Source organism: Streptomyces sp. NPDC020958, assembly GCF_055562175.1.
Genome location: NZ_JBVHFU010000006.1, coordinates 396,700 through 414,038, shown reverse-complemented (window position 1 = coordinate 414,038; position 17,339 = coordinate 396,700). Strand labels below are relative to the sequence as shown.

The following is a 17,339-nucleotide window of genomic DNA, read 5'->3' as shown; positions in this document are numbered from 1 at the left end:
GCCCTCAGCCCACCGGCACTTCCTCCGGCTCCCCGCTGGAACGCGGCTCCGGAGTCCGTGGCGGTGTCGGCTGTTCCCGGTGCGCCGGGTCCGTCACCTCGCCGACGAGCAGTTCGAGTACGTCCTCGAGGGCGACCAGGCCGAGCACCCTGCCCTTCGCGTCGGCCACCTGGGCCAGGTGGGTGGCGGCCCGGCGCATCACCGTGAGGGCGTCGTCGAGAGGCAGCTCCGCCCTCAGGGTCGTCATCGGCCGCCATATCTGCTGCGGCACCGCCCGCTCCGAGTCCTCCAGGTCCAGGACGTCCTTCACGTGCACGTAGCCCATGAAGGCACCGGACTCGGCCGCCACCGGGAAGCGGGAGTACCCGGTGCGGGCGGTGAGCTCGACGATCTGGCCCGGGGTGACCGACGGCGGGACCGTGATCAGGGACTCGCGTCGCAGGAGGACGTCCGTCACCGGGCGGGAGCCCAGTTCCAGCGCGTCCTCCAGGCGCTCCCGCTCCTCGGGGTCGAGAAGTCCCGCCTGGCCGGAGTCCTCCAGGAGCCGGTTCAGCTGCTCGCTGGTGACGACGGCCTCGACCTCGTCCTTCGGCTCCACCCGGAAGAGCTTGAGGATGCCCTGGGCACAGGCACCGAGCGCGACCGTGATCGGCCGGCACACCCGGGCGAAGGCCACCAGGCCGGGACTCAGCCAGAGCGCCGCCTTCTCCGGTGCCGCCATCGCCAGGTTCTTCGGCACCATCTCACCGATGACCAGGTGGAAGAAGACGACACCGGCCAGCGCGATCACGTAGCCGAGGGGGTGGATCACGCCCTCGGGCAGGTGGACCGCCTCGAACAACGGCTCCAGCAGATGCGCCACGGTCGGTTCGGCCACCGCGCCCAGGGTCAGCGAGCAGACCGTGATGCCGAACTGGGCCGCGGCCATCATCTGCGGCAGACGTTCCAGGCCGTACAGCACCTGGCGGGCCCGCGCCGTGCCCAGCGGTTCGATCTGGCTGCGGCGGACCGAGACCAGCGCGAACTCCGCGCCCACGAAGAAGCCGTTGGCCAGGACCAGCAGCCCGGCGAAGACCAGTTGGAGGACGCTCATCGGGCGGCCTCCGCCACGGCTGGGGCGACCCGGACCAGGCGGACGCGTTCGGCGCGGTAGTGGCCGACCCGGCGGACCGACAGCCGCCAGCCGGGCAGTTCCGCGCGGTCGCCGGGCGCCGGGATGCGGCCGAGCAGGTCGGCGACCAGCCCGGCGACCGTCTCGTACGGGCCTTCCGGCACGTCCAGGCCTATCCGCTGGAGGATGTCCACGCGGACGCTGCCGTCGACGTCCCAGGCCGGCTTGCCGTCCTGGGAGGGGGCGGCGGAGAGTTCCGGCGTGTCCGGGCTGTCGTGCTCGTCGCGGACCTCGCCGACGAGTTCCTCGACGATGTCCTCCAGGGTGACCACGCCGGCCGTGCCGCCGTACTCGTCGACGACGACCGCGATGGGCTGTTCGCTGCGCAGCCGTGCCAGCAGCGGCTGGACCGGGAGTGTCTCGGGGACCAGCAGCGCCTGGCGGGCGATGCGGCCCACGGGGGTGTGCAGCCGTTCGTGCACGGGCACCGCCAGTGCGTCCTTGAGGTGGGCCATGCCGACGATCTCGTCGATCTTCTCCCGGTAGACGGGGAAGCGGGACAGGCCGGTGGCCCGGGTGAGGTTGACGACGTCCTCGGCGGTCGCCGAGTCCTGGAGCGCGCTGACCTTCACCCGGGGGGTCATGACGTGCTGGGCGGTCAGCTCGCCCAGGGACAGGGTGCGGACGAACAGGTCGGCCGTGTCCTGCTCCAGGGCGCCGGCCTGAGCCGAGTGCCGGGCCAGGGAGACCAGCTCGCCGGGGGTGCGGGCGGACGCCAGCTCCTCGGCCGGTTCGACGCCCAGCGCGCGCACGAGCCGGTTGGCGACCGTGTTCAGCGCGGCGATGACCGGGCGGAGGAGCCGGGAGAAGCGGGCCTGGGGGCCGGCGACGAAGCGCGCGACCTGGAGGGGCTTGGAGACCGCCCAGTTCTTGGGTACGAGTTCGCCGATCACCATCTGGATGGCCGAGGCCAGCAGCATGCCGACGACCACGGCGACACCGGAGACGGCGCCCTCGGGGAGGCCGATCGCGGTCAACGGGCCGCTCAGCAGCGCGGCCAGCGCCGGTTCGGCGAGCATGCCGACGACCAGGGAGGTGATGGTGATGCCGAGCTGGGTGCCGGACAGCTGGAAGGACAGCTCCTTCAGCGATTCGACGACCGTACGGGCACGCTTGTCGCCGTCGGCGGCGGCCTTCTCGGCCTCCGGGCGCTCGACGGTGACCAGTCCGAACTCGGCGGCCACGAAGAAGCCGTTGGCCAGGATGAGCAGGAACGCGGCTGCCAGGAGCAGCAGGGGGGTGGTCATGGTGCCGCCGCCTCCGCTTCGTCGCGGACGGGGCCGGAGCGGTCCGCGGTATGTCGGGAGGGGGCGGCGCAGGTACTACAGGACGATCCGTCCATCGCCGGAGAGGGTCACTCCTCGGGTAGCAGGAACCCCTGTGCGCGGGGCGCGCCACAGGGGCGGAGGCGGGACGTGAAAAGCCTCCGCCAACAGATTAATCAAGACGGGGGCCGTTGCGGCAGGGTCGACGGCCCCGAGGCGCCCCCGAAGTTGCGTGATCTCAGCCCTGATGCTGCTCGGGGTCGCGGATCGCGCGGGCCTCGGCGAGGGCTCGCAGGGCCCTGGCGTCGGCGATCGCGCGCTGCCTGGCGATGCCCGGCTGGATGCCGAGCGCGGGCAGGCTGGTGCCGTCGCTGAGGTTGAGGAACACCCACGGGTCACCCGGGCGGAGGTTCACCTGGAGGATCTCCGCCCACTCCAGGTGCCGCTCGCCGGCGATGTTGACGACGGTGACGCCGGACTCCTCCGCGACGACCTTCACGCGGGCCAGCCGCGCCAGCACCCAGAAGATCAGTGCGCCGGTGAGGACGAAACTGAGCTTCTCCCCCGGGCCGAGCTGCTCCAGGAGCAGCGCGACGCCGGAGATGGTGACGAAGATCGCGGCACCCGCTGTGAGCAGGATCGCGCGGGTGTGGCCCGGCCGGAAGGTGACGGGCAGGGTGGGCGGCTCGGACATCTCTCGCGGGCCCTCAGAGGCGGCAGGCGTGGATGGCCGTGGTCAGGATGGCGCGGGCGCCGAGGTCGTACAGGTCGTCCATGATCCGCTGGGCGTCCTTGGCGGGGACCATGGCGCGGACGGCGACCCAGCCCTCGTTGTGCAGCGGGGAGACGGTCGGCGACTCCAGGCCCGGGGTGAGGGCGACGGCCTTCTCCAGCTGCTCGACCCGGCAGTCGTAGTCCATCATCACGTACGTCCGGGCGACCAGGACGCCCTGGAGGCGGCGCAGGAACTGCTGGACCTTGGGTTCCTCGACGTCGGCGCCGGTACGGCGGACCACGATCGCCTCGGACTTCATGATCGGCTCGCCGAAGACCTCCAGGCCGGCGTTGCGCAGGCTGGTGCCCGTTTCGACGACGTCGGCGATGACCTCGGCGACGCCCAGCTCGATGGCGGTCTCCACGGCACCGTCGAGGTGGACGACGGAGGCGTCGACGCCGCTGTCGGCGAGGTGCTTGGCGACGATGCCCTCGTAGGAGGTGGCGACCGTCTTGCCCTTGAGGTCCGCCAGGGTGCTCGCGGCGCCCGGCTTGGAGGCGAAGCGGAAGGTGGAGCGGGCGAAGCCGAGCGGGAGGATCTCCTCGGCGTTGGCGCCGGAGTCCACCAGCAGGTCGCGGCCGGTGATGCCGATGTCGAGGCGCCCGGAGGAGACGTAGATCGCGATGTCGCGGGGGCGCAGGTAGAAGAACTCCACGTCGTTGACCGGGTCGACGGTACGGAGTTCCTTGGACTCCCGGCGCTGCCGGTAGCCGGCCTCATGCAGCATGTCCGCCGCAGGGCCGGAGAGGGAACCCTTGTTGGGGACGGCGATGCGCAGCATGAGGTCGGCTTCCTTCGCTTCGAAAGAGGGCTGATAGGGGGTGTCTGAAAGGGGTTTCACAGGTGGGCGTAGACGTCGTCCAGCGAGATCCCGCGGGCGACCATCATCACCTGGACGTGGTAGAGCAGCTGCGAGATCTCCTCGGCGGCCGCCTCCTTGCCCTCGTACTCGGCGGCCATCCAGACCTCGGCGGCCTCCTCGACGACCTTCTTGCCGATGGCATGGACGCCCTTGCCGACCAGCTCGGCGGTGCGGGACGTGGCGGGGTCGCCGTGGGCGGCCTTGTGCTGGAGCTCGGTGAAGAGCTCCTCGAAAGTCTTGTTGGACATGGTGAGCGCCAGACTACGCCAAACGCCGCCTCGCTCAGTGCCAGGGTTCGGATACTGAGCGGAGGGTGGCCGCCGTCGCCACCGCCGCGGTCACCGCCTCGTGGCCCTTGTCCTCGTTCGAGCCGGGCAGGCCTGCGCGGTCCAGGGCCTGCTCCTCGTTGTCGCAGGTGAGGACGCCGAAGCCGACGGGGACGCCGGTCTCGACGGAGACCTGGGTGAGGCCCTGGGTGACGCCCTGGCACACGTACTCGAAGTGCGGGGTGCCGCCGCGGATGACGACGCCGAGGGCGACCACCGCGTCGTAGCCGCGGCCGGCGAGGACCTTCGCGGCGACCGAGAGCTCCCAGGTGCCGGGGACCCGGAGCAGGGTGGGCTCGTCGATCCCCAGCTCGCGCAGGGCCCGCAGGGCCCCGTCCACCAGTCCGTCCATCACCTTCTCGTGCCACTGGGCCGCGATGACGGCGACCCGCAGGTCGCTGACATTGCGTACGGACAACTCCGGTGCACCCTTGCCGCTCACGTACGTCTCTCCTCAGTGCTGTTTCTCTACTGGTTCGCGCAGGTGGCCACGGCCGCCGTGTCCAGCCAGGGCAGGTCGTGGCCCATCCGGTCCCGCTTGGTGCGCAGGTAGCGGAGGTTGTGCTCGCCCGCCTGCACGGGCATCGGCTCGCGCCCGCTGATCCTCAGACCGTGGCTGAGCAGCGCGTCGCTCTTGTCGGGGTTGTTGGTCATCAGGCGGACGCTGTGGACGCCGAGGTCGGCCAGGATCCGGGCGCCCGCGCGGTAGTCGCGGGCGTCGGCGGGCAGGCCGAGTTCGAGGTTGGCGTCGAGGGTGTCGCGGCCGCGTTCCTGGAGTTCGTAGGCGCGCAGCTTGGACAGCAGCCCGATGCCGCGGCCCTCGTGCCCGCGCAGGTAGACGACGATCCCCCGGCCCTCTGCCTGGATCCGGTCGAGCGCCTCGTGGAGCTGGGGGCCGCAGTCGCAGCGGGCGGAGCCGAAGACGTCGCCGGTGAGGCACTCGGAGTGGACGCGGACCAGGACGTCCTCGCCGTCGCCGATCTCCCCGTGCACGAGGGCGACGTGCTCGACGCCGTCGGTGGTGGAGCGGTAGCCGTACGCGGTGAAGGTGCCGTGCCGGGTGGGCAGCTTGACCTCGGCCTCCCGGCGGACGGCCGGTTCGGCCGACCGGCGGTAGGTGATCAGGTCCGCGATGGAGATGATCGTCAGGCCGTGCTTGCGGGCGAACGGGATCAGCTCGGGCAGGCGGAGCATCCGGCCGTCCTCGCCGGCGATCTCCACGATGGCACCGGCGGGACGCAGGCCCGCGAGGCGGGCGAGATCGACGGCGGCCTCGGTGTGGCCGTTGCGGCTGAGGACGCCACCGGGGCGGGCGCGCAGCGGGAAGACGTGGCCGGGGCGGACGAGGTCGGTGGGCTCGGCCTCACCGCTCGCCAGCAGCTGGAGGGTGGTGGCGCGGTCGGCGGCCGAGATGCCGGTGGTGACGCCGTGCGCGGCGGATGCGTCCACGGAGACGGTGAACGCGGTCTTCATGGACTCGGTGTTGTCCTCGACCATCTGCGGCAGCCGGAGCCGGTCGAGTTCGTCGCCCTCCATGGGGGCGCAGATCAGGCCGCGGCACTCGCTCATCATGAAGGCGACGATCTCGGGGGTGGCCTTCTCGGCGGCGATGACGAGGTCGCCCTCGTTCTCGCGGTCCTCGTCGTCGACCACCACGACCGGTCGGCCGGCGGCGATGTCGGCGATGGCCTGCTCGATGGGGTCGAGGGTGAGGCCGTCGATGTCGTGGGTGTGGTGGAGAACGGGTGCCGCGGTCATGCGGGTGCTCCTTCCAGAGCGGGCCGCGAACCCTGGCGGGAGCGCAGCCACCAGTCGCGCATGCCCCACAGGACGAGCGCGCCGTAGATGACGTAGACGAAGCCGGAGAAGGCGTAGCCGTTGGCGAAGTTCAGGGGGACGCCGACCACGTCGACCAGGAGCCAGGCGATCCAGAACTCGACCATGCCGCGGGCCTGGGCGTACATCGCGACGATCGTGCCGACGAAGATGTAGGCGTCCGGCCAGGGGTCCCAGGACAGGGACGGGAAGGCCTTGAACAGCAGGGCGACGGCGACCGTGCCGGCGGCCGCGGCGGCGAGCATCGCGCCGCGCTCACGCCAGGTGGCGAAGCGGGGGACGATGTGACCGTCGCCGGACTGGCCCTTGTTCCGGTTCCACTGCCACCAGCCGTACAGGGCGACCACCATGACGACGACCTGCTTGCCCGCGCTGCCGGCCAGGTGGCCGTAGAAGGCGATGAACAGGACCAGGCCGGAGAGGAACTGCACCGGCCAGGTCAGCAGGGAGCGCCGCCAGCCGAGGGCGAGGGTGATCAGGCCCAGGATGTTGCCGATCATGTCCGACCAGATGATGCGCTGGTGGAGGAGGGTGAAGGCCTCGGAGTTCAGCCAGTTCACTTGCCCGCTCCCCGCGTGTTCGCGAGCAGCCGCTCGACGTACTTGGCGACCACGTCGACCTCGAGGTTGACCGGGTCGCCGGGCTGCTTGTGGCCGAGCGTGGTCAGGTCGAGGGTGGTGGGGATGAGGCTGACGGTGAAGTGGTCCTGGGCCGCCTCCACGACGGTGAGGCTGATGCCGTCGACCGTGATGGAGCCCTTCTCCACGACGTAGCGGCTGAGGTGGGCCGGGAGCGAGATCTTGACGATCTCCCAGTTCTCCGAGGGGGTACGGGCCAGCACCTCGCCGGTGCCGTCGACGTGGCCCTGCACGATGTGGCCGCCGAGGCGGGAGCCGACGGCGGTGGGACGTTCCAGGTTGACGCGGGAGCCGACGCCGAGGGCGCCGAGGGAGGAACGCTGGAGGGTCTCCGCCATGACGTCGGCGGTGAACTCGTCGCCCTCGTGCTCCACGACGGTCAGACAGACGCCGTTCACGGCGATGGAGTCGCCGTGCTGTGCGCCCTCGGTCACCACGGGGCCACGGAGCCGGAAACGGGAGGCGTCGCCGAGGTTCTCGACGGCGGTGATCTCACCCAGCTCTTCGACGATTCCGGTGAACACTTCCCGGGTCCTCCTGCCTCAACGGGGCACGGACTCCGGGGCCTGTCGAAGGACGACAGAATGTACGGGTGAGCACACCGGGGCGACGCCGAAGAGGTCCCGCCCGGCATCGGACGAGACCAGATACGGCGGCGCGCACATGTACATGCTCGCCCGCCGCGCACTGCCTCCCATCCGGACTTTAACCGTCGGTCCAGGAATTTCACCTGGTCAACCGGCCGCTGGAAGCGGACGGGTCGCGGACTGTAACCGCCGGTTCGGAGTTTCACCGACCCCGGAGTGCGCTGCTTCTGGTACACCGCCAGTGTGCCACGCCCGATGGTGGTCCATACAGGGGAACCGTGTGGGCTGCCTCACAGTCGGTGTCGCTGGACTTCTCACCAGGGACGCCATGTGCCCAACGGCCGCGCGGGCCCGCGCTCTTGACTTCGATTCACCTCTATTGACCCGGCTGGTCTAGTCCTTTTAGGGTGCGGTCGGCCCGGTGGCGGTGACGACGGCCCTTGCCCGCCGCCGGGTCGCGCCGATGTCACATTTCCCGGCGCCCGCGGGGTCGTACTCGCCGGAGGGGCGTTCCGGCCGGGAGCGCCCGGTGTCCGGAGGGACGGAACGACATGACCACGACCCTGGTGACCGGCGGGACCGGAACGCTGGGCAGGCTCGTCGTCGGGCGGCTGCGGGCGGACGGCCACGAGGTGCGGGTGCTCAGCCGGCACGCCGACCCCTACGCCGTGGACCTGCGCACGGGTGGGGCCGGTCTGGAGGCCGCGCTGACCGGCGTGGAAACGGTCGTGCACTGCGCGAGCACCCCCAGGGGCGGTGACGAACGGGCGGCGGCGAACCTGATCGCGGCGGCGCGGCGGGCCGGGGTGGGCCATCTCCTGTACATCTCGATCGTGGGCGTGGACCGGGTGCCGCTCGGCTACTACCGGGCGAAGCTCGCGGTGGAACGGCTGGTCGAGGAGTCGGGGCTGGGCTGGACCGTGCTGCGTACGACGCAGTTCCACGACCTGCTGGTGACGCTGTTCGAGGGGCTTGCGAAGGCGCCCGTGCTGCCGGTGCCGCGCGGGGTGGCCGACCAGCCGATCGAGGTGGGCGAAGTCGCCGACCGACTCGCGGAGTTGGCCGGTGCGGGGCCGGCGGGGCGGGTGGCCGACATGGGCGGGCCCGAGGTGCGGCCGCTGGAGTCGCTGGCGCGGGCGTACCTCGAGGCGGGCGGGCGGCGCCGGGCGTTGGTCGGGGTGCCGTTGTTCGGCGGGGTGTACCGGGCCTTGCGGGAGGGCGGTCATCTGGCGCCGGAACGGGCGGTCGGGAAGGGCACGTTCGAGGACTTCCTCGCCCGGCGCTGAGGGCGCGCGGGGCCGGGTCAGCGATCGGGGGGCGCGAACAGGTCGTCCTGGGCGCGCTCCCGGGCGGTCAGCAGGGCGCCGCGCAGGACGGCCGCGCCGCCGAGAGTGCTCGCCCGCACCTCCGTGGCCATCGGGGACATCCGGCGCAGCCGGGCCTCGACGCGGACGGCGAGCGCCGCGCCGCCGGCCGGGCCGACCTCTCCGCCGAGCACCACGCAGCCGGGGTCGAGGACGGCGACGACGGCGGCCACGCCCACGGCGATCCGGTCGGCGAGCACATCGAGAAACCGGGAGCGCGCCACGAACGGGCCCGGATCGGCCCGGTGCCCGGGTGCGGGCGCGTCGTGGCCGGTCGCGCCGTTCCCCGCGCCCCCGAGGGGCGCCGACACGTCGGCGTCGCTATGGGAGCCCTGTGGGCCGACCAGGCAGTTGTCAGGCGCGGGCGCGTCGTGGCCGGTCGCGCCGTTCCCCGCGCCCCTGCGGGGCGCTGTTGCGTCGGCGTCGGCGTGGGGGCCCTGTGGGCTGACCTGGCGGTTGTCGGGGTCGGCGGGCGTTGTTCGGGCGGCCAGTTCCACGGCGTGTGCCGCGGTCCCGGACGACGTCATCCCGTACTGTTCGGCGAGTTCCCTGATCGCCGCCGCTCCGACCAGGGAGTGGTAGCCGCCGGAGCAGTCCGTCGCCGACGGGAGCGCCGGGGTCCCCGGGACCGGCAGGAAGCCGATCTCGCCCGTGCCGCCGGAGGCGCCCCGGCGCAGGCTGCCGTCCAGGACGACGGCGGCGCCGGGGCTGTCGCCCAGCCAGAGCAGGACGAAGGTGTCCCGGTCGCGTGCCACGCCCTCCCGTTGCTCGGCGAGGGCCGCCAGGTTGGTCTCGTTCTCGACGCTGACCCCGGCCTCGGGAAAGCGCTCCTGGAGGACGGCGACCAGGCGGCGATGCCAGGCGGGCAGCCCCGCGGAGTCGCGGAGTTCGCCGGTCGCCGGATCGACGAGCCCCGGCGCCCCGATGCCGACGGTGTGCAGTCGCCCCCCTCCGGTGGCCTCCGCCTCCTTCACCGCCCGCTCCACCAGCCCCACCGCCTGCTCGACGGCGGCCGTGGTCCCCGTCTCCGGGCCGACCGGCACCGCCCCCTCCGCCAGCACCCGTCCCACCAGGTCGGAGACGAGGACCGAGACGCTCTCGGTGCGCACGTCGAGGGCGGCCAGACACGCGCGGTCGGCGGCGATCCCGTACAGCCGGGCGTTCGGCCCGCGACGCTGCTCGCCCGACTCGCCGACCACCCTGATCAGGCCGGACGCGCCGAGCCGTTCGACCAGGTCGGCGACGGTCGGCCGGGACAGCCCGGTCAGCTGTTTCAACTGGCCTGCCGTCAGCGGACCTTCCCGCTGGAGCAGGCTCAGGGCGAGCCGGTCGTTGATGGCCCGGGCGGTACTGGGTGAGGCGGGCATGACGGGCATCCTCCCAGAACGCGCGGCCCGCAACGGCCACTTCGCTCCCTATCTATCAGGCAGGGTCCCTGATAGTTTACGGCGGACAGCGGGGCGGCAACCGGCCGGGGAGGGCGGGACCATGAAAGACGTGGACCACGGACAGGGCGAGGTGAGGCGCTCGCGGTACGCCGTCGCGGCCGTGTTCACCGTGCACGGTGCCGTCACCGGCTCGTTCGCGACCCGGGTGCCGTGGATCCAGGACCACGCCTCGCTGGGCGCGGGACAGCTCGGCTTCGCGCTCGCCTTCGGGGCGTTCGGCGCCTCGTGCTCGATGCCGCTGGCGGGCCGGATCAGCCACCGCTTCGGCAGCCGGACCGCGATGCGCGGTCTGATCGCGATGTGGACGCTGGCCCTGGTGCTGCCGGCCCTCGCGCCGAACATGTACACCCTCTGCCTGGCCATGTACGTCTACGGCGCGAGCGCGGGCATGGCCGATGTCGCGATGAACGCGCTCGGCGTGGAGGTGGAGCGGCGGCTCAGGAAGTCGATCATGTCGGGGCTGCACGGCATGTGGAGCGCGGGCGCCCTGATCGGTTCGGCGGCCGGCACTCTCGCCGCGCACCTGGGCTCGGACGCCCGGCTGCACTTCGCGCTGGCGGCGGCCACCCTGACCCTGCTCGGCATCCTGGCCGCCGGCTGGGTCCCGGACCTCAGGCCGGAGGCGGGCGAGGAGCCGCCGCCGCGGTTCGCGCTGCCGCCCCGCTCGGCCCTGCTGATCGGCGCGGTGGGCTTCTGCGCGGTGTTCGCCGAGGGGGCGAGCCTGGACTGGTCGGCGGTGTTCCTGAAGAACCGGATGGACAGCTCCGCCGGGCTGGCGGCGGCCACCACCACCGGGTTCATGCTGACCATGGCGATCGCCCGGATCAGCGGGGACGCGGTGGTGAACCGCTACGGCGCGGTCCGTACCGTGCGCGGCGGCGGGGTGCTGGCCGTGCTCGGCGGGCTGCTGATCGTCCTCGCGGGGCATCCGGCGGTGGCGATGACGGGGTTCGCGCTGATGGGCCTTGGCATCGCGGTGGTCGTACCGCTGTGCTTCGCGGCGGCGGGGCACGCGGGGCCCAATCCCAGCCAGGCCATAGCGGGCGTCGCGACGATCACCTACACCTCGGGGCTGGTCGCCCCGAGCCTGATCGGCGGGGTGGCGCAGGCGACCAGTCTGGTGGTGTCGTTCGGCCTGGTCACGGCCCTGGCCTTCGGCCTGGTGGCGTGCGCGGGCGTACTGCGGTCCGGGGAACGCGCGGTCCGGGCGGAGGTCAGCTCCCGGGCCGAAGCAGTTCCCGGCCCGCGGCCCTGAACCGCTCGCTCCAGGGAGCCGGGCGCAGCGTACCGGCGTCCAGCCGGACCAGGACCCGGGTGCCCTGGGCATAGGTGACCGCGCCGTCCGCCGAGCAGAACCGGAAGCCGTAGGTCAGGCCCGTGGTGCCGAGCCGTTCCAGCCAGAGGTGGACGGCGTAGGCGCCGGGGCGGGTGACCGGCGCCTCGTAGCCGATGCGGAGTTCCTTGACGGCGTTGCAGGCGTCCTCGGCCGCGGCCCAGTCGCCCTCGAAGGCGAAGCCGTGCTCCTGCCACAGCTCGGCCCAGGCCCGCTCGACCATCACCGGGTAGCGGGCGTTGTGGAGCAGTCCGAGCGCGTCCAGGTCGTCGAAGTGGACGGTGACGGGGATCAGCCGGCCGTAGGACAGGGTGGGGGCGGTCGGGGCTTCGGCGGTCACGGGTGGGGCTCCTGAGCAGGGGGACGAAGTGGTGGGGACACTCCATCCTAAGCGGGTGCTCAGGAGCCCCGGCCGGGACGGGGCCCTCAGCCCGCGATCGAGTCCAGCTGCTCGGCGGCGGGCCGCAGGGCCCAGAGGTCGCCGCCGGGCGGTGCCTGAAGCCGCCGGGCCGCCTGCTGCGCCGCCCTGTCGCCCGCGTCGGCCGCCGCATGGACGACGTCGGTCGCGGCGTAGCGGTGGAACTCCAGCTCCGGGTACGGCCAGGCGGCGGCGCCGGTCGCGGCGGGCAGCAGATAGTCGACGGCCTTGGACAGGCCCTGCCCGTCGGGCCCCCGGTAGGCCCAGAGGTCCACCTCGACATGCCGGCCGATGGCCGCGAGCCGGGTGTAGGCGACCAGGTCGAAGGCCGAGTAGTGCCAGCTCCGGGTGCGGGCGAGTTCCTGCGGCTGGCTGCCGTCGCCCGCGATCTGCGGATCGATCCGCTTCGCCCGCGCGTCCAGCACGGTCTTCCGCGCCAGCGCCTTGTCGCCGGTCGCATAGGCGAGGGCGGCGAGCTGCATGTCGTAGAAGGTGCCGTGGTTGTTGGCGGCGGCGCCCTCCTCCTTGCCGAAGGCGCTGTTCTCCAGCCAGTCCCGGAAGTCCGTGTTCCAGCTCCGCATGCCGGACCGGTCCGCGGCGCTCCAGCCGGGCGCCCCGGTGCCGAGGAGGGCGAGCGCGTCGATCACGCTCGTGTACGACTGGGAGAAGTCGATGATGCCGATCGACCGGCCGTCGTACCTGCACGGGATGAACTGGGCGTGGTTCAGGTTCGGGTTCATCCGGGTCGCCGGGTCCAGGAACCAGGTGCGCAGCACCTGCCCGGCCTTCTCGGCGTACGCCCGCCTGCCCGTGTAGAACCAGGCGAGGGAGAGGTCGTACGTCGAGTCGAAGACCTTCTCGACGTCCTGGCGGTCGGTGCCGCTGTCGACCTCGGGGTTGCGCTGACCGTCGCGCTGCACGTAGGGGCAGCCCCAGGGGTTGTCCGCGGTGGGTGTGGTGGTGGGCCACCAGTAGGGAGCCTGGCTCAGGTAGTCGTGGACGTCACCGCCGGGGGCGGGCTTCGGTTTGTCGACGACCGTCCAGGGGCCCTGGTCCAGCCAGGCGTCGGCGCGTGCGGTCAGGTCCTGGACGGCGCGGCGCAGTCGCGGGTCGCCGTGGCCGAGTTCCGCCCGGGTGCGCAGGAGGCGGGCGCCGTCGAGGACGGCGGTGTCGGGCACCCGGTCCGTCCTCGCGGTCGCGTGGGCGGAGGGGGCGAGCACAGCCGCGACGGCCGCGAGCGCCGTCAGGACGACGGCCGCACGGGATCTTCCACTCATCGAGCACCCCGATCGTCTATTCAGACATGTGAACGCAGTTCATGAGTAGGACCGTGCGAGCGTAGGGCCCTCAGGTAGCCGTGACAATGGTCCGGACCGACTTCACGTACAAGGAAAGCGAAGCCCCACCATGGATCTCGGCGTGCGCTGGAAACTGCACGGCGACGGGCGTACGCCCGCGCCCGGAGCGGTGGTACGCCCCGACGAACGGCTCTCCTGGCCCCGCACCGTGGGGCTCGGCGCCCAGCACGTGGTGGCCATGTTCGGCGCGTCCTTCGTGGCGCCCGTCCTGATGGGCCTCGACCCCAACCTCGCGATCATGATGTCCGGCGTCGCGACCGTGATCTTCCTGCTGGCGACGCGCGGCCGGGTGCCCAGCTACCTCGGCTGTTCGCTGTCGTTCGTCGGGGTGGCTGCGGTGATCCGCGCACAGGGCGGGACGAGTGCCACGGTCACCGGCGCCACCCTCGTGGTCGGCGCCGTGCTCTTCCTGATCGGGCTCGCCGTCCAGCGCTTCGGCGCCCGGATCATCCACGCCGCGATGCCCCCGATCGTGACCGGCGCCGTCGTGATGCTGATCGGCTTCAACCTGGCGCCCGTCACCGCCGCCACCTACTGGCCGCAGGACCAGTGGACGGCGCTGCTGGTGATGCTGTTCACCGGTCTGGCCGTCGTCTGTCTGCGTGGTTTCTGGTCACGGGTCGCGATCTTCCTTGGCCTGGTCTTCGGATACGTCCTGTCCTGGGCCCTCGACCGGATCTTCGGCCGGATCCACTCGATGAGCCCGAGCGGCAAGGTCACCGACCACTGGCGCCTGGACCTCTCCGGCGTCGGCAAGGCCGACTGGATCGGGCTGCCGTCCTTCCACGGCCCGTCCTTCCAGTGGTCCGCGATCCTGGTCGCCCTCCCGGTCGTGATCGCCCTGGTCGCCGAGAACGCCGGACACGTCAAGGCCGTCGGCGAGATGACCGGCGACCCGCTGGACGACAGGCTCGGCACGGCGATCTCGGCGGACGGCGCCGCCTCGGTGCTCTCCTCCGCCGTGGGCGGCCCGCCCAACACCACCTACTCCGAGAACATCGGCGTGATGGCCGCGACCCGCGTCTACTCCACCGCCGCCTACTGGGCCGCCGCGGGCTTCGCGCTGCTCTTCGGCGTCTGCCCCAAGTTCGGCGCGGTCGTGGCCGCCGTCCCGGGCGGGGTGCTCGGCGGCATCACGGTGATCCTGTACGGCATGATCGGCCTGCTCGGCGCCCAGATCTGGCTGCACGCCAAGGTGGACCTGCGCAACCCGCTGAACCTGGTCCCGGCCGCCGCGGGCATCATCATCGGCGTCGGCAACGTCAGCATGAAGTTCACCGACACCTTCTCCCTCAGCGGCATCGCGCTCGGCACCCTGGTCGTCATCACCGGCTACCACGCGCTGCGCGCCATGGCCCCTTCCCACCTCAAGGCGCAGGAACCGCTGCTCGACGAGGGCACCAGCTCCTACGACGACACCAAACCCTAGGCGGACGGCGGGCACGGGTTCCGGCGGCCGCCGTTCCCCCGTTCCGGGGAAGCGCCGGGCCCGTCGGCCCGGGTGCCGGCCCGGGACTGGGACCCTGCCCCCATGGCGCAGCTGGAACACCTCACCGCTCCGGTCGACACCGTCGTCTCCCGGATGCGCGCCCTGGACGAGGACCTCCCCCGGCGGGACGGCGTGGCGGTGTTCAACCGCGTCTACCTGGCCGTCACGCAGGAGGTCGGACGCCGCCTGAAGGCGGGCCGGTTCGGGGATCCGAGAGCCGCCGCGACGCTGGACGTGCGGTTCGCCGAGCGCTACCTGGCGGCGGTGGACGCGGAGGCCGCGGGCCACCGCCCGCCGGCCTGCTGGCGGCCGTTGTTCCAGTTCCGGCACCATCCGGGGGTACGGCCGCTGCAGTTCGCCCTCGCGGGCATCAACGCGCACATCGGGCACGACCTCGCGCTGGCCGTGGTGGACGCCTGCCGTACCCTCGGCTGCGAACCGGCCGAGCTGGAGGACGAGTTCGACCGCGTGGGCGACCTCCTCGTCTCCCTGGAGGAGCGGATCCGGGAGGACCTGATGCCGGGTCCCGACCTGCTGCAGATCGCCGACCCGCTGACCCATCTGCTCGGTTCCTGGAGCCTGGAGCGGGCCCGGGACGCGACCTGGTCGGCGGCGCGGGCCCTGTGGGCGCTGCGCCGCTTCGAGGGCCTGGCCGAGGAGTTCGCCGAACGCCTGGACGCGGCGGTCGGCCTCGCGAGCCGCATGCTGCTCACCCCGCTGCGCGACTGAACCCGCAAGCACCGGTCCGACCCGTCTACTAGTCCTCCGGGAGTTCCACCGGGGCGATCTCGTCGTAGACGTCGCCGGGGCCGGGATTGGTCCGGTCGGTCTCTCCGCCGAAGTGGTGCATGACGCCCCAGACGGCGTTGAGCGCGGTCTGCACGGCGCCCTCGGCCCAGCCCGCCGTCCAGGAGATGTCGTCGCCGGCGAGGAAGATGCCCCGCTTGTCGTCGGGCAGCCGGTCCTGCATGAAGTGCGTGAACAGGCGCCGCTGGTAGCGGTAGTGGCCGGGCAGGTTGGCCTTGAACGCGCCCATGAAGTAGGGCTCGTTCTCCCAGGAGACGGTCACCGGGTTGCCGATGATGTGCTTCCTGATGTCGACCTTCGGGTAGATCTCGCCGAGCGACTTCAGCATGACCTCCATCCGCTCGTTCGCGGACAGCGGCAGCCACTTCAGGCTGTCGTCGCACCAGGTGTACGACAGGCAGATCACGGCGGGCCGGTCCGGGCCGTTGTCGAGCAGATAGGTGCCGCGGGTCATGCGGTCGGTGAGCGTCATCGACATGACGTCCCGGCCGGTCTCCTCGTCCTTGTCCAGCCAGAACGGCCGGTCCACGGGCACGAAGAGCTTGCTGGACTCCATGTAGTGGGTGCGCTCGATCGCGGTCCAGTGGTCGATCGGGAAGAGCGAGTCGTCGCAGGCGATCTTGGACAGCAGCATCCAGGACTGGGCGGTGAAGATCGCCGCCTTGTAGGTCCGGATGTCGCCGTTCGTGTCGGTCACGGTGATCTGGTTGCCCGCGGTGCGGTGCAGCCGGGTCACGGCCGGGCGGGGCTCGCCGTCCACGTGCAGGGACTTCAGCGAGGTGCCGTACGGCCAGTGGACGATCTTCTCCGGCTCGCGCTCCCAGAGGCGCAGCGGCAGCTGCTGGGAGCCGCCGACGATGCCGCGGTGGTGGTCGTCGGCCTCGGTGTAGACGACGCGCAGGATCTCCAGGATGGAGTTCGGGAAGTCGGTGTCCCAGCCGCCGGTGCCGAAGCCGACCTGCCCGAAGATCTCGCGGTGCCGGAAGGACCTGAAGGCCTCGGAGTCGCAGAGGAAGCCGTAGAAGGTCTGGTTGTCGAGCTTCTCGACCAGCTTCGCCCAGATCTCCCGGATGCGCGGGACGTCACGCTCGCGCATGGCGCGGTTCATGTCGGAGAAGTCGGCACCCTCTTCGAGGCACTTGTTCCAGGCCTCGGCGACGTCCCGGTACACCTGGGGCAGGTCGGCGCTGGTCTCGGCGTAGTGCGACTCGCCCTTGAGGTCCACGACGGTCGAGGGGGTGGCCTCGGCCAACGGGTTCGGGAAGGGACGGGTCTGAAGGCCCACCAGGTCGATGTAGTGCTGGAGGGCGGTGGACGAGGGCGGGAAGCGCATCGCGCCCATCTCGGCGGTCAACGAGGGGTCGCAGCCCTCGAAGCCGACGGTCCGCAGCCGGCCGCCGATCCGGTCGGCCTCGTAGACGACCGGCTTCAGGCCCATCTTCATCAGCTCGTACGCGGCCACGATGCCGGACAGTCCGCCCCCGATGACCGCCACCTCGGTGCCGTGCTCGGTCGCCGGGACCTGGCCGAGGCCCGCCGGGTGGGCGAGGAAGTCGTCGTAGGCGTAGGGGAAGTCCGGGCCGAACATGGTGATCGGCGGCTGCTGCTCGTCGGCGTGCTCGACGGCGTTGGGCACCGTGGACGTCATGGGGTACGGACTCC

17 protein-coding genes and 1 riboswitch are annotated in these 17,339 nt (G+C 71.9%); of the genes, 4 read left to right on the top strand and 13 right to left on the bottom strand.

Annotated features, from left to right (window positions below):
- Nucleotides 1–4 precede the first annotated feature (4 nt).
- From ACZ3KP_RS21190 to ACZ3KP_RS21150, 9 genes are all read right to left on the bottom strand, one after another.
- Nucleotides 5–1,093, bottom strand: a complete 1,089-nt coding sequence (locus tag ACZ3KP_RS21190) for a hemolysin family protein (protein WP_467501236.1) — start codon at nucleotides 1,091–1,093, stop codon at nucleotides 5–7.
- Entirely contained in the window at nucleotides 1,090–2,418 is a 1,329-nt protein-coding gene (locus tag ACZ3KP_RS21185; RefSeq protein ID WP_467501235.1) for a hemolysin family protein, read from the bottom strand. Before ACZ3KP_RS21185 ends, ACZ3KP_RS21190 begins: the two co-directional genes overlap by 4 nt.
- Nucleotides 2,419–2,674: 256 nt before the next feature.
- Complete coding sequence (locus ACZ3KP_RS21180; protein WP_358982734.1) at nucleotides 2,675–3,130, bottom strand: PH domain-containing protein; 456 nt, start codon at nucleotides 3,128–3,130, stop codon at nucleotides 2,675–2,677.
- A 13-nt stretch (nucleotides 3,131–3,143) separates the two neighbouring features.
- Nucleotides 3,144–3,992, bottom strand: a complete 849-nt coding sequence (hisG, locus tag ACZ3KP_RS21175; RefSeq protein ID WP_467501234.1) for an ATP phosphoribosyltransferase — start codon at nucleotides 3,990–3,992, stop codon at nucleotides 3,144–3,146.
- Between the two features lie 56 nt (nucleotides 3,993–4,048).
- A complete protein-coding gene (locus tag ACZ3KP_RS21170; RefSeq protein ID WP_030946750.1) occupies nucleotides 4,049–4,321 on the bottom strand; it encodes a phosphoribosyl-ATP diphosphatase in 273 nt (90 codons plus the stop codon).
- Between the two features lie 34 nt (nucleotides 4,322–4,355).
- Nucleotides 4,356–4,841 carry a 6,7-dimethyl-8-ribityllumazine synthase gene (ribH, locus tag ACZ3KP_RS21165; RefSeq protein WP_358982738.1) on the bottom strand — a complete coding sequence of 162 codons (486 nt, stop codon included), beginning with the start codon at nucleotides 4,839–4,841 and terminating at the stop codon, nucleotides 4,356–4,358.
- Between the two features lie 26 nt (nucleotides 4,842–4,867).
- Complete coding sequence (locus tag ACZ3KP_RS21160; RefSeq protein WP_467501233.1) at nucleotides 4,868–6,157, bottom strand: bifunctional 3,4-dihydroxy-2-butanone-4-phosphate synthase/GTP cyclohydrolase II; 1,290 nt, start codon at nucleotides 6,155–6,157, stop codon at nucleotides 4,868–4,870.
- Nucleotides 6,154–6,795, bottom strand: a complete 642-nt coding sequence (pnuC, locus tag ACZ3KP_RS21155; protein ID WP_358982742.1) for a nicotinamide riboside transporter PnuC — start codon at nucleotides 6,793–6,795, stop codon at nucleotides 6,154–6,156. The genes ACZ3KP_RS21160 and pnuC overlap by 4 nt, the downstream gene beginning before the upstream one ends.
- Complete coding sequence (locus ACZ3KP_RS21150) at nucleotides 6,792–7,397, bottom strand: riboflavin synthase (protein ID WP_467501232.1); 606 nt, start codon at nucleotides 7,395–7,397, stop codon at nucleotides 6,792–6,794. The genes pnuC and ACZ3KP_RS21150 overlap by 4 nt, the downstream gene beginning before the upstream one ends.
- Before the next feature lie 156 nt (nucleotides 7,398–7,553).
- Nucleotides 7,554–7,684: riboswitch (FMN riboswitch) on the bottom strand.
- Nucleotides 7,685–8,011: 327 nt separating this feature from the next.
- Here ACZ3KP_RS21150 and ACZ3KP_RS21145 point away from each other — a divergent pair.
- Nucleotides 8,012–8,746: an SDR family oxidoreductase gene (locus ACZ3KP_RS21145; protein ID WP_467501231.1), complete on the top strand. Its 735-nt coding sequence runs from the start codon at nucleotides 8,012–8,014 to the stop codon at nucleotides 8,744–8,746.
- 17 nt (nucleotides 8,747–8,763) lie between these two features.
- On the opposite strand, the gene ACZ3KP_RS21140 is transcribed toward ACZ3KP_RS21145, so the two are convergent.
- Nucleotides 8,764–10,191 carry an ROK family transcriptional regulator gene (locus tag ACZ3KP_RS21140; RefSeq protein WP_467501230.1) on the bottom strand — a complete coding sequence of 476 codons (1,428 nt, stop codon included), beginning with the start codon at nucleotides 10,189–10,191 and terminating at the stop codon, nucleotides 8,764–8,766.
- Nucleotides 10,192–10,312: 121 nt separating this feature from the next.
- On the opposite strand from ACZ3KP_RS21140, the gene ACZ3KP_RS21135 reads away from it, so the two are divergent.
- Entirely contained in the window at nucleotides 10,313–11,527 is a 1,215-nt protein-coding gene (locus tag ACZ3KP_RS21135; RefSeq protein ID WP_467501229.1) for an MFS transporter, read from the top strand.
- Here ACZ3KP_RS21135 and ACZ3KP_RS21130 read toward each other — a convergent pair.
- Nucleotides 11,487–11,945: an acyl-CoA thioesterase gene (locus tag ACZ3KP_RS21130; RefSeq protein WP_467501228.1), complete on the bottom strand. Its 459-nt coding sequence runs from the start codon at nucleotides 11,943–11,945 to the stop codon at nucleotides 11,487–11,489. The two genes, ACZ3KP_RS21135 and ACZ3KP_RS21130, sit on opposite strands and share 41 nt — an antisense overlap.
- Nucleotides 11,946–12,031: 86 nt before the next feature.
- Nucleotides 12,032–13,300, bottom strand: a complete 1,269-nt coding sequence (locus ACZ3KP_RS21125) for an alginate lyase family protein (protein WP_467501227.1) — start codon at nucleotides 13,298–13,300, stop codon at nucleotides 12,032–12,034.
- Nucleotides 13,301–13,430: 130 nt separating this feature from the next.
- Here ACZ3KP_RS21125 and ACZ3KP_RS21120 point away from each other — a divergent pair, with 130 nt between their 5' ends.
- Together ACZ3KP_RS21120 and ACZ3KP_RS21115 are read left to right on the top strand one after the other, a co-directional pair.
- On the top strand, nucleotides 13,431–14,810 hold the full coding sequence (locus ACZ3KP_RS21120) for a uracil-xanthine permease family protein (protein WP_467501226.1): 1,380 nt from the start codon (nucleotides 13,431–13,433) through the stop codon (nucleotides 14,808–14,810).
- Nucleotides 14,811–14,912: 102 nt separating this feature from the next.
- Complete coding sequence (locus tag ACZ3KP_RS21115) at nucleotides 14,913–15,599, top strand: DUF5995 family protein (protein WP_467501225.1); 687 nt, start codon at nucleotides 14,913–14,915, stop codon at nucleotides 15,597–15,599.
- Nucleotides 15,600–15,627: 28 nt separating this feature from the next.
- On the opposite strand, the gene ACZ3KP_RS21110 is transcribed toward ACZ3KP_RS21115, so the two are convergent.
- Nucleotides 15,628–17,325, bottom strand: a complete 1,698-nt coding sequence (locus ACZ3KP_RS21110; protein WP_467501224.1) for a flavin monoamine oxidase family protein — start codon at nucleotides 17,323–17,325, stop codon at nucleotides 15,628–15,630.
- Between the last annotated feature and the right edge of the window lie 14 nt (nucleotides 17,326–17,339).

Excerpts from the sequence above, each read along its gene's own strand:
- ACZ3KP_RS21190 (WP_467501236.1), bottom strand. The coding sequence starts at position 1,093 with ATGAGCGTCCTCCAACTGGTCTTCGCCGGGCTGCTGGTCCTGGCCAAC.
- ACZ3KP_RS21185 (WP_467501235.1), bottom strand. The coding sequence starts at position 2,418 with ATGACCACCCCCCTGCTGCTCCTGGCAGCCGCGTTCCTGCTCATCCTG.
- ACZ3KP_RS21180 (WP_358982734.1), bottom strand. The coding sequence starts at position 3,130 with ATGTCCGAGCCGCCCACCCTGCCCGTCACCTTCCGGCCGGGCCACACC.
- hisG (WP_467501234.1), bottom strand. The coding sequence starts at position 3,992 with ATGCTGCGCATCGCCGTCCCCAACAAGGGTTCCCTCTCCGGCCCTGCG.
- ACZ3KP_RS21170 (WP_030946750.1), bottom strand. The coding sequence starts at position 4,321 with ATGTCCAACAAGACTTTCGAGGAGCTCTTCACCGAGCTCCAGCACAAG.
- ACZ3KP_RS21160 (WP_467501233.1), bottom strand. The coding sequence starts at position 6,157 with ATGACCGCGGCACCCGTTCTCCACCACACCCACGACATCGACGGCCTC.
- ACZ3KP_RS21145 (WP_467501231.1), top strand. The coding sequence starts at position 8,012 with ATGACCACGACCCTGGTGACCGGCGGGACCGGAACGCTGGGCAGGCTC.
- ACZ3KP_RS21140 (WP_467501230.1), bottom strand. The coding sequence starts at position 10,191 with ATGCCCGCCTCACCCAGTACCGCCCGGGCCATCAACGACCGGCTCGCC.
- ACZ3KP_RS21135 (WP_467501229.1), top strand. The coding sequence starts at position 10,313 with ATGAAAGACGTGGACCACGGACAGGGCGAGGTGAGGCGCTCGCGGTAC.
- ACZ3KP_RS21125 (WP_467501227.1), bottom strand. The coding sequence starts at position 13,300 with ATGAGTGGAAGATCCCGTGCGGCCGTCGTCCTGACGGCGCTCGCGGCC.
- ACZ3KP_RS21120 (WP_467501226.1), top strand. The coding sequence starts at position 13,431 with ATGGATCTCGGCGTGCGCTGGAAACTGCACGGCGACGGGCGTACGCCC.
- ACZ3KP_RS21115 (WP_467501225.1), top strand. The coding sequence starts at position 14,913 with ATGGCGCAGCTGGAACACCTCACCGCTCCGGTCGACACCGTCGTCTCC.
- ACZ3KP_RS21110 (WP_467501224.1), bottom strand. The coding sequence starts at position 17,325 with ATGACGTCCACGGTGCCCAACGCCGTCGAGCACGCCGACGAGCAGCAG.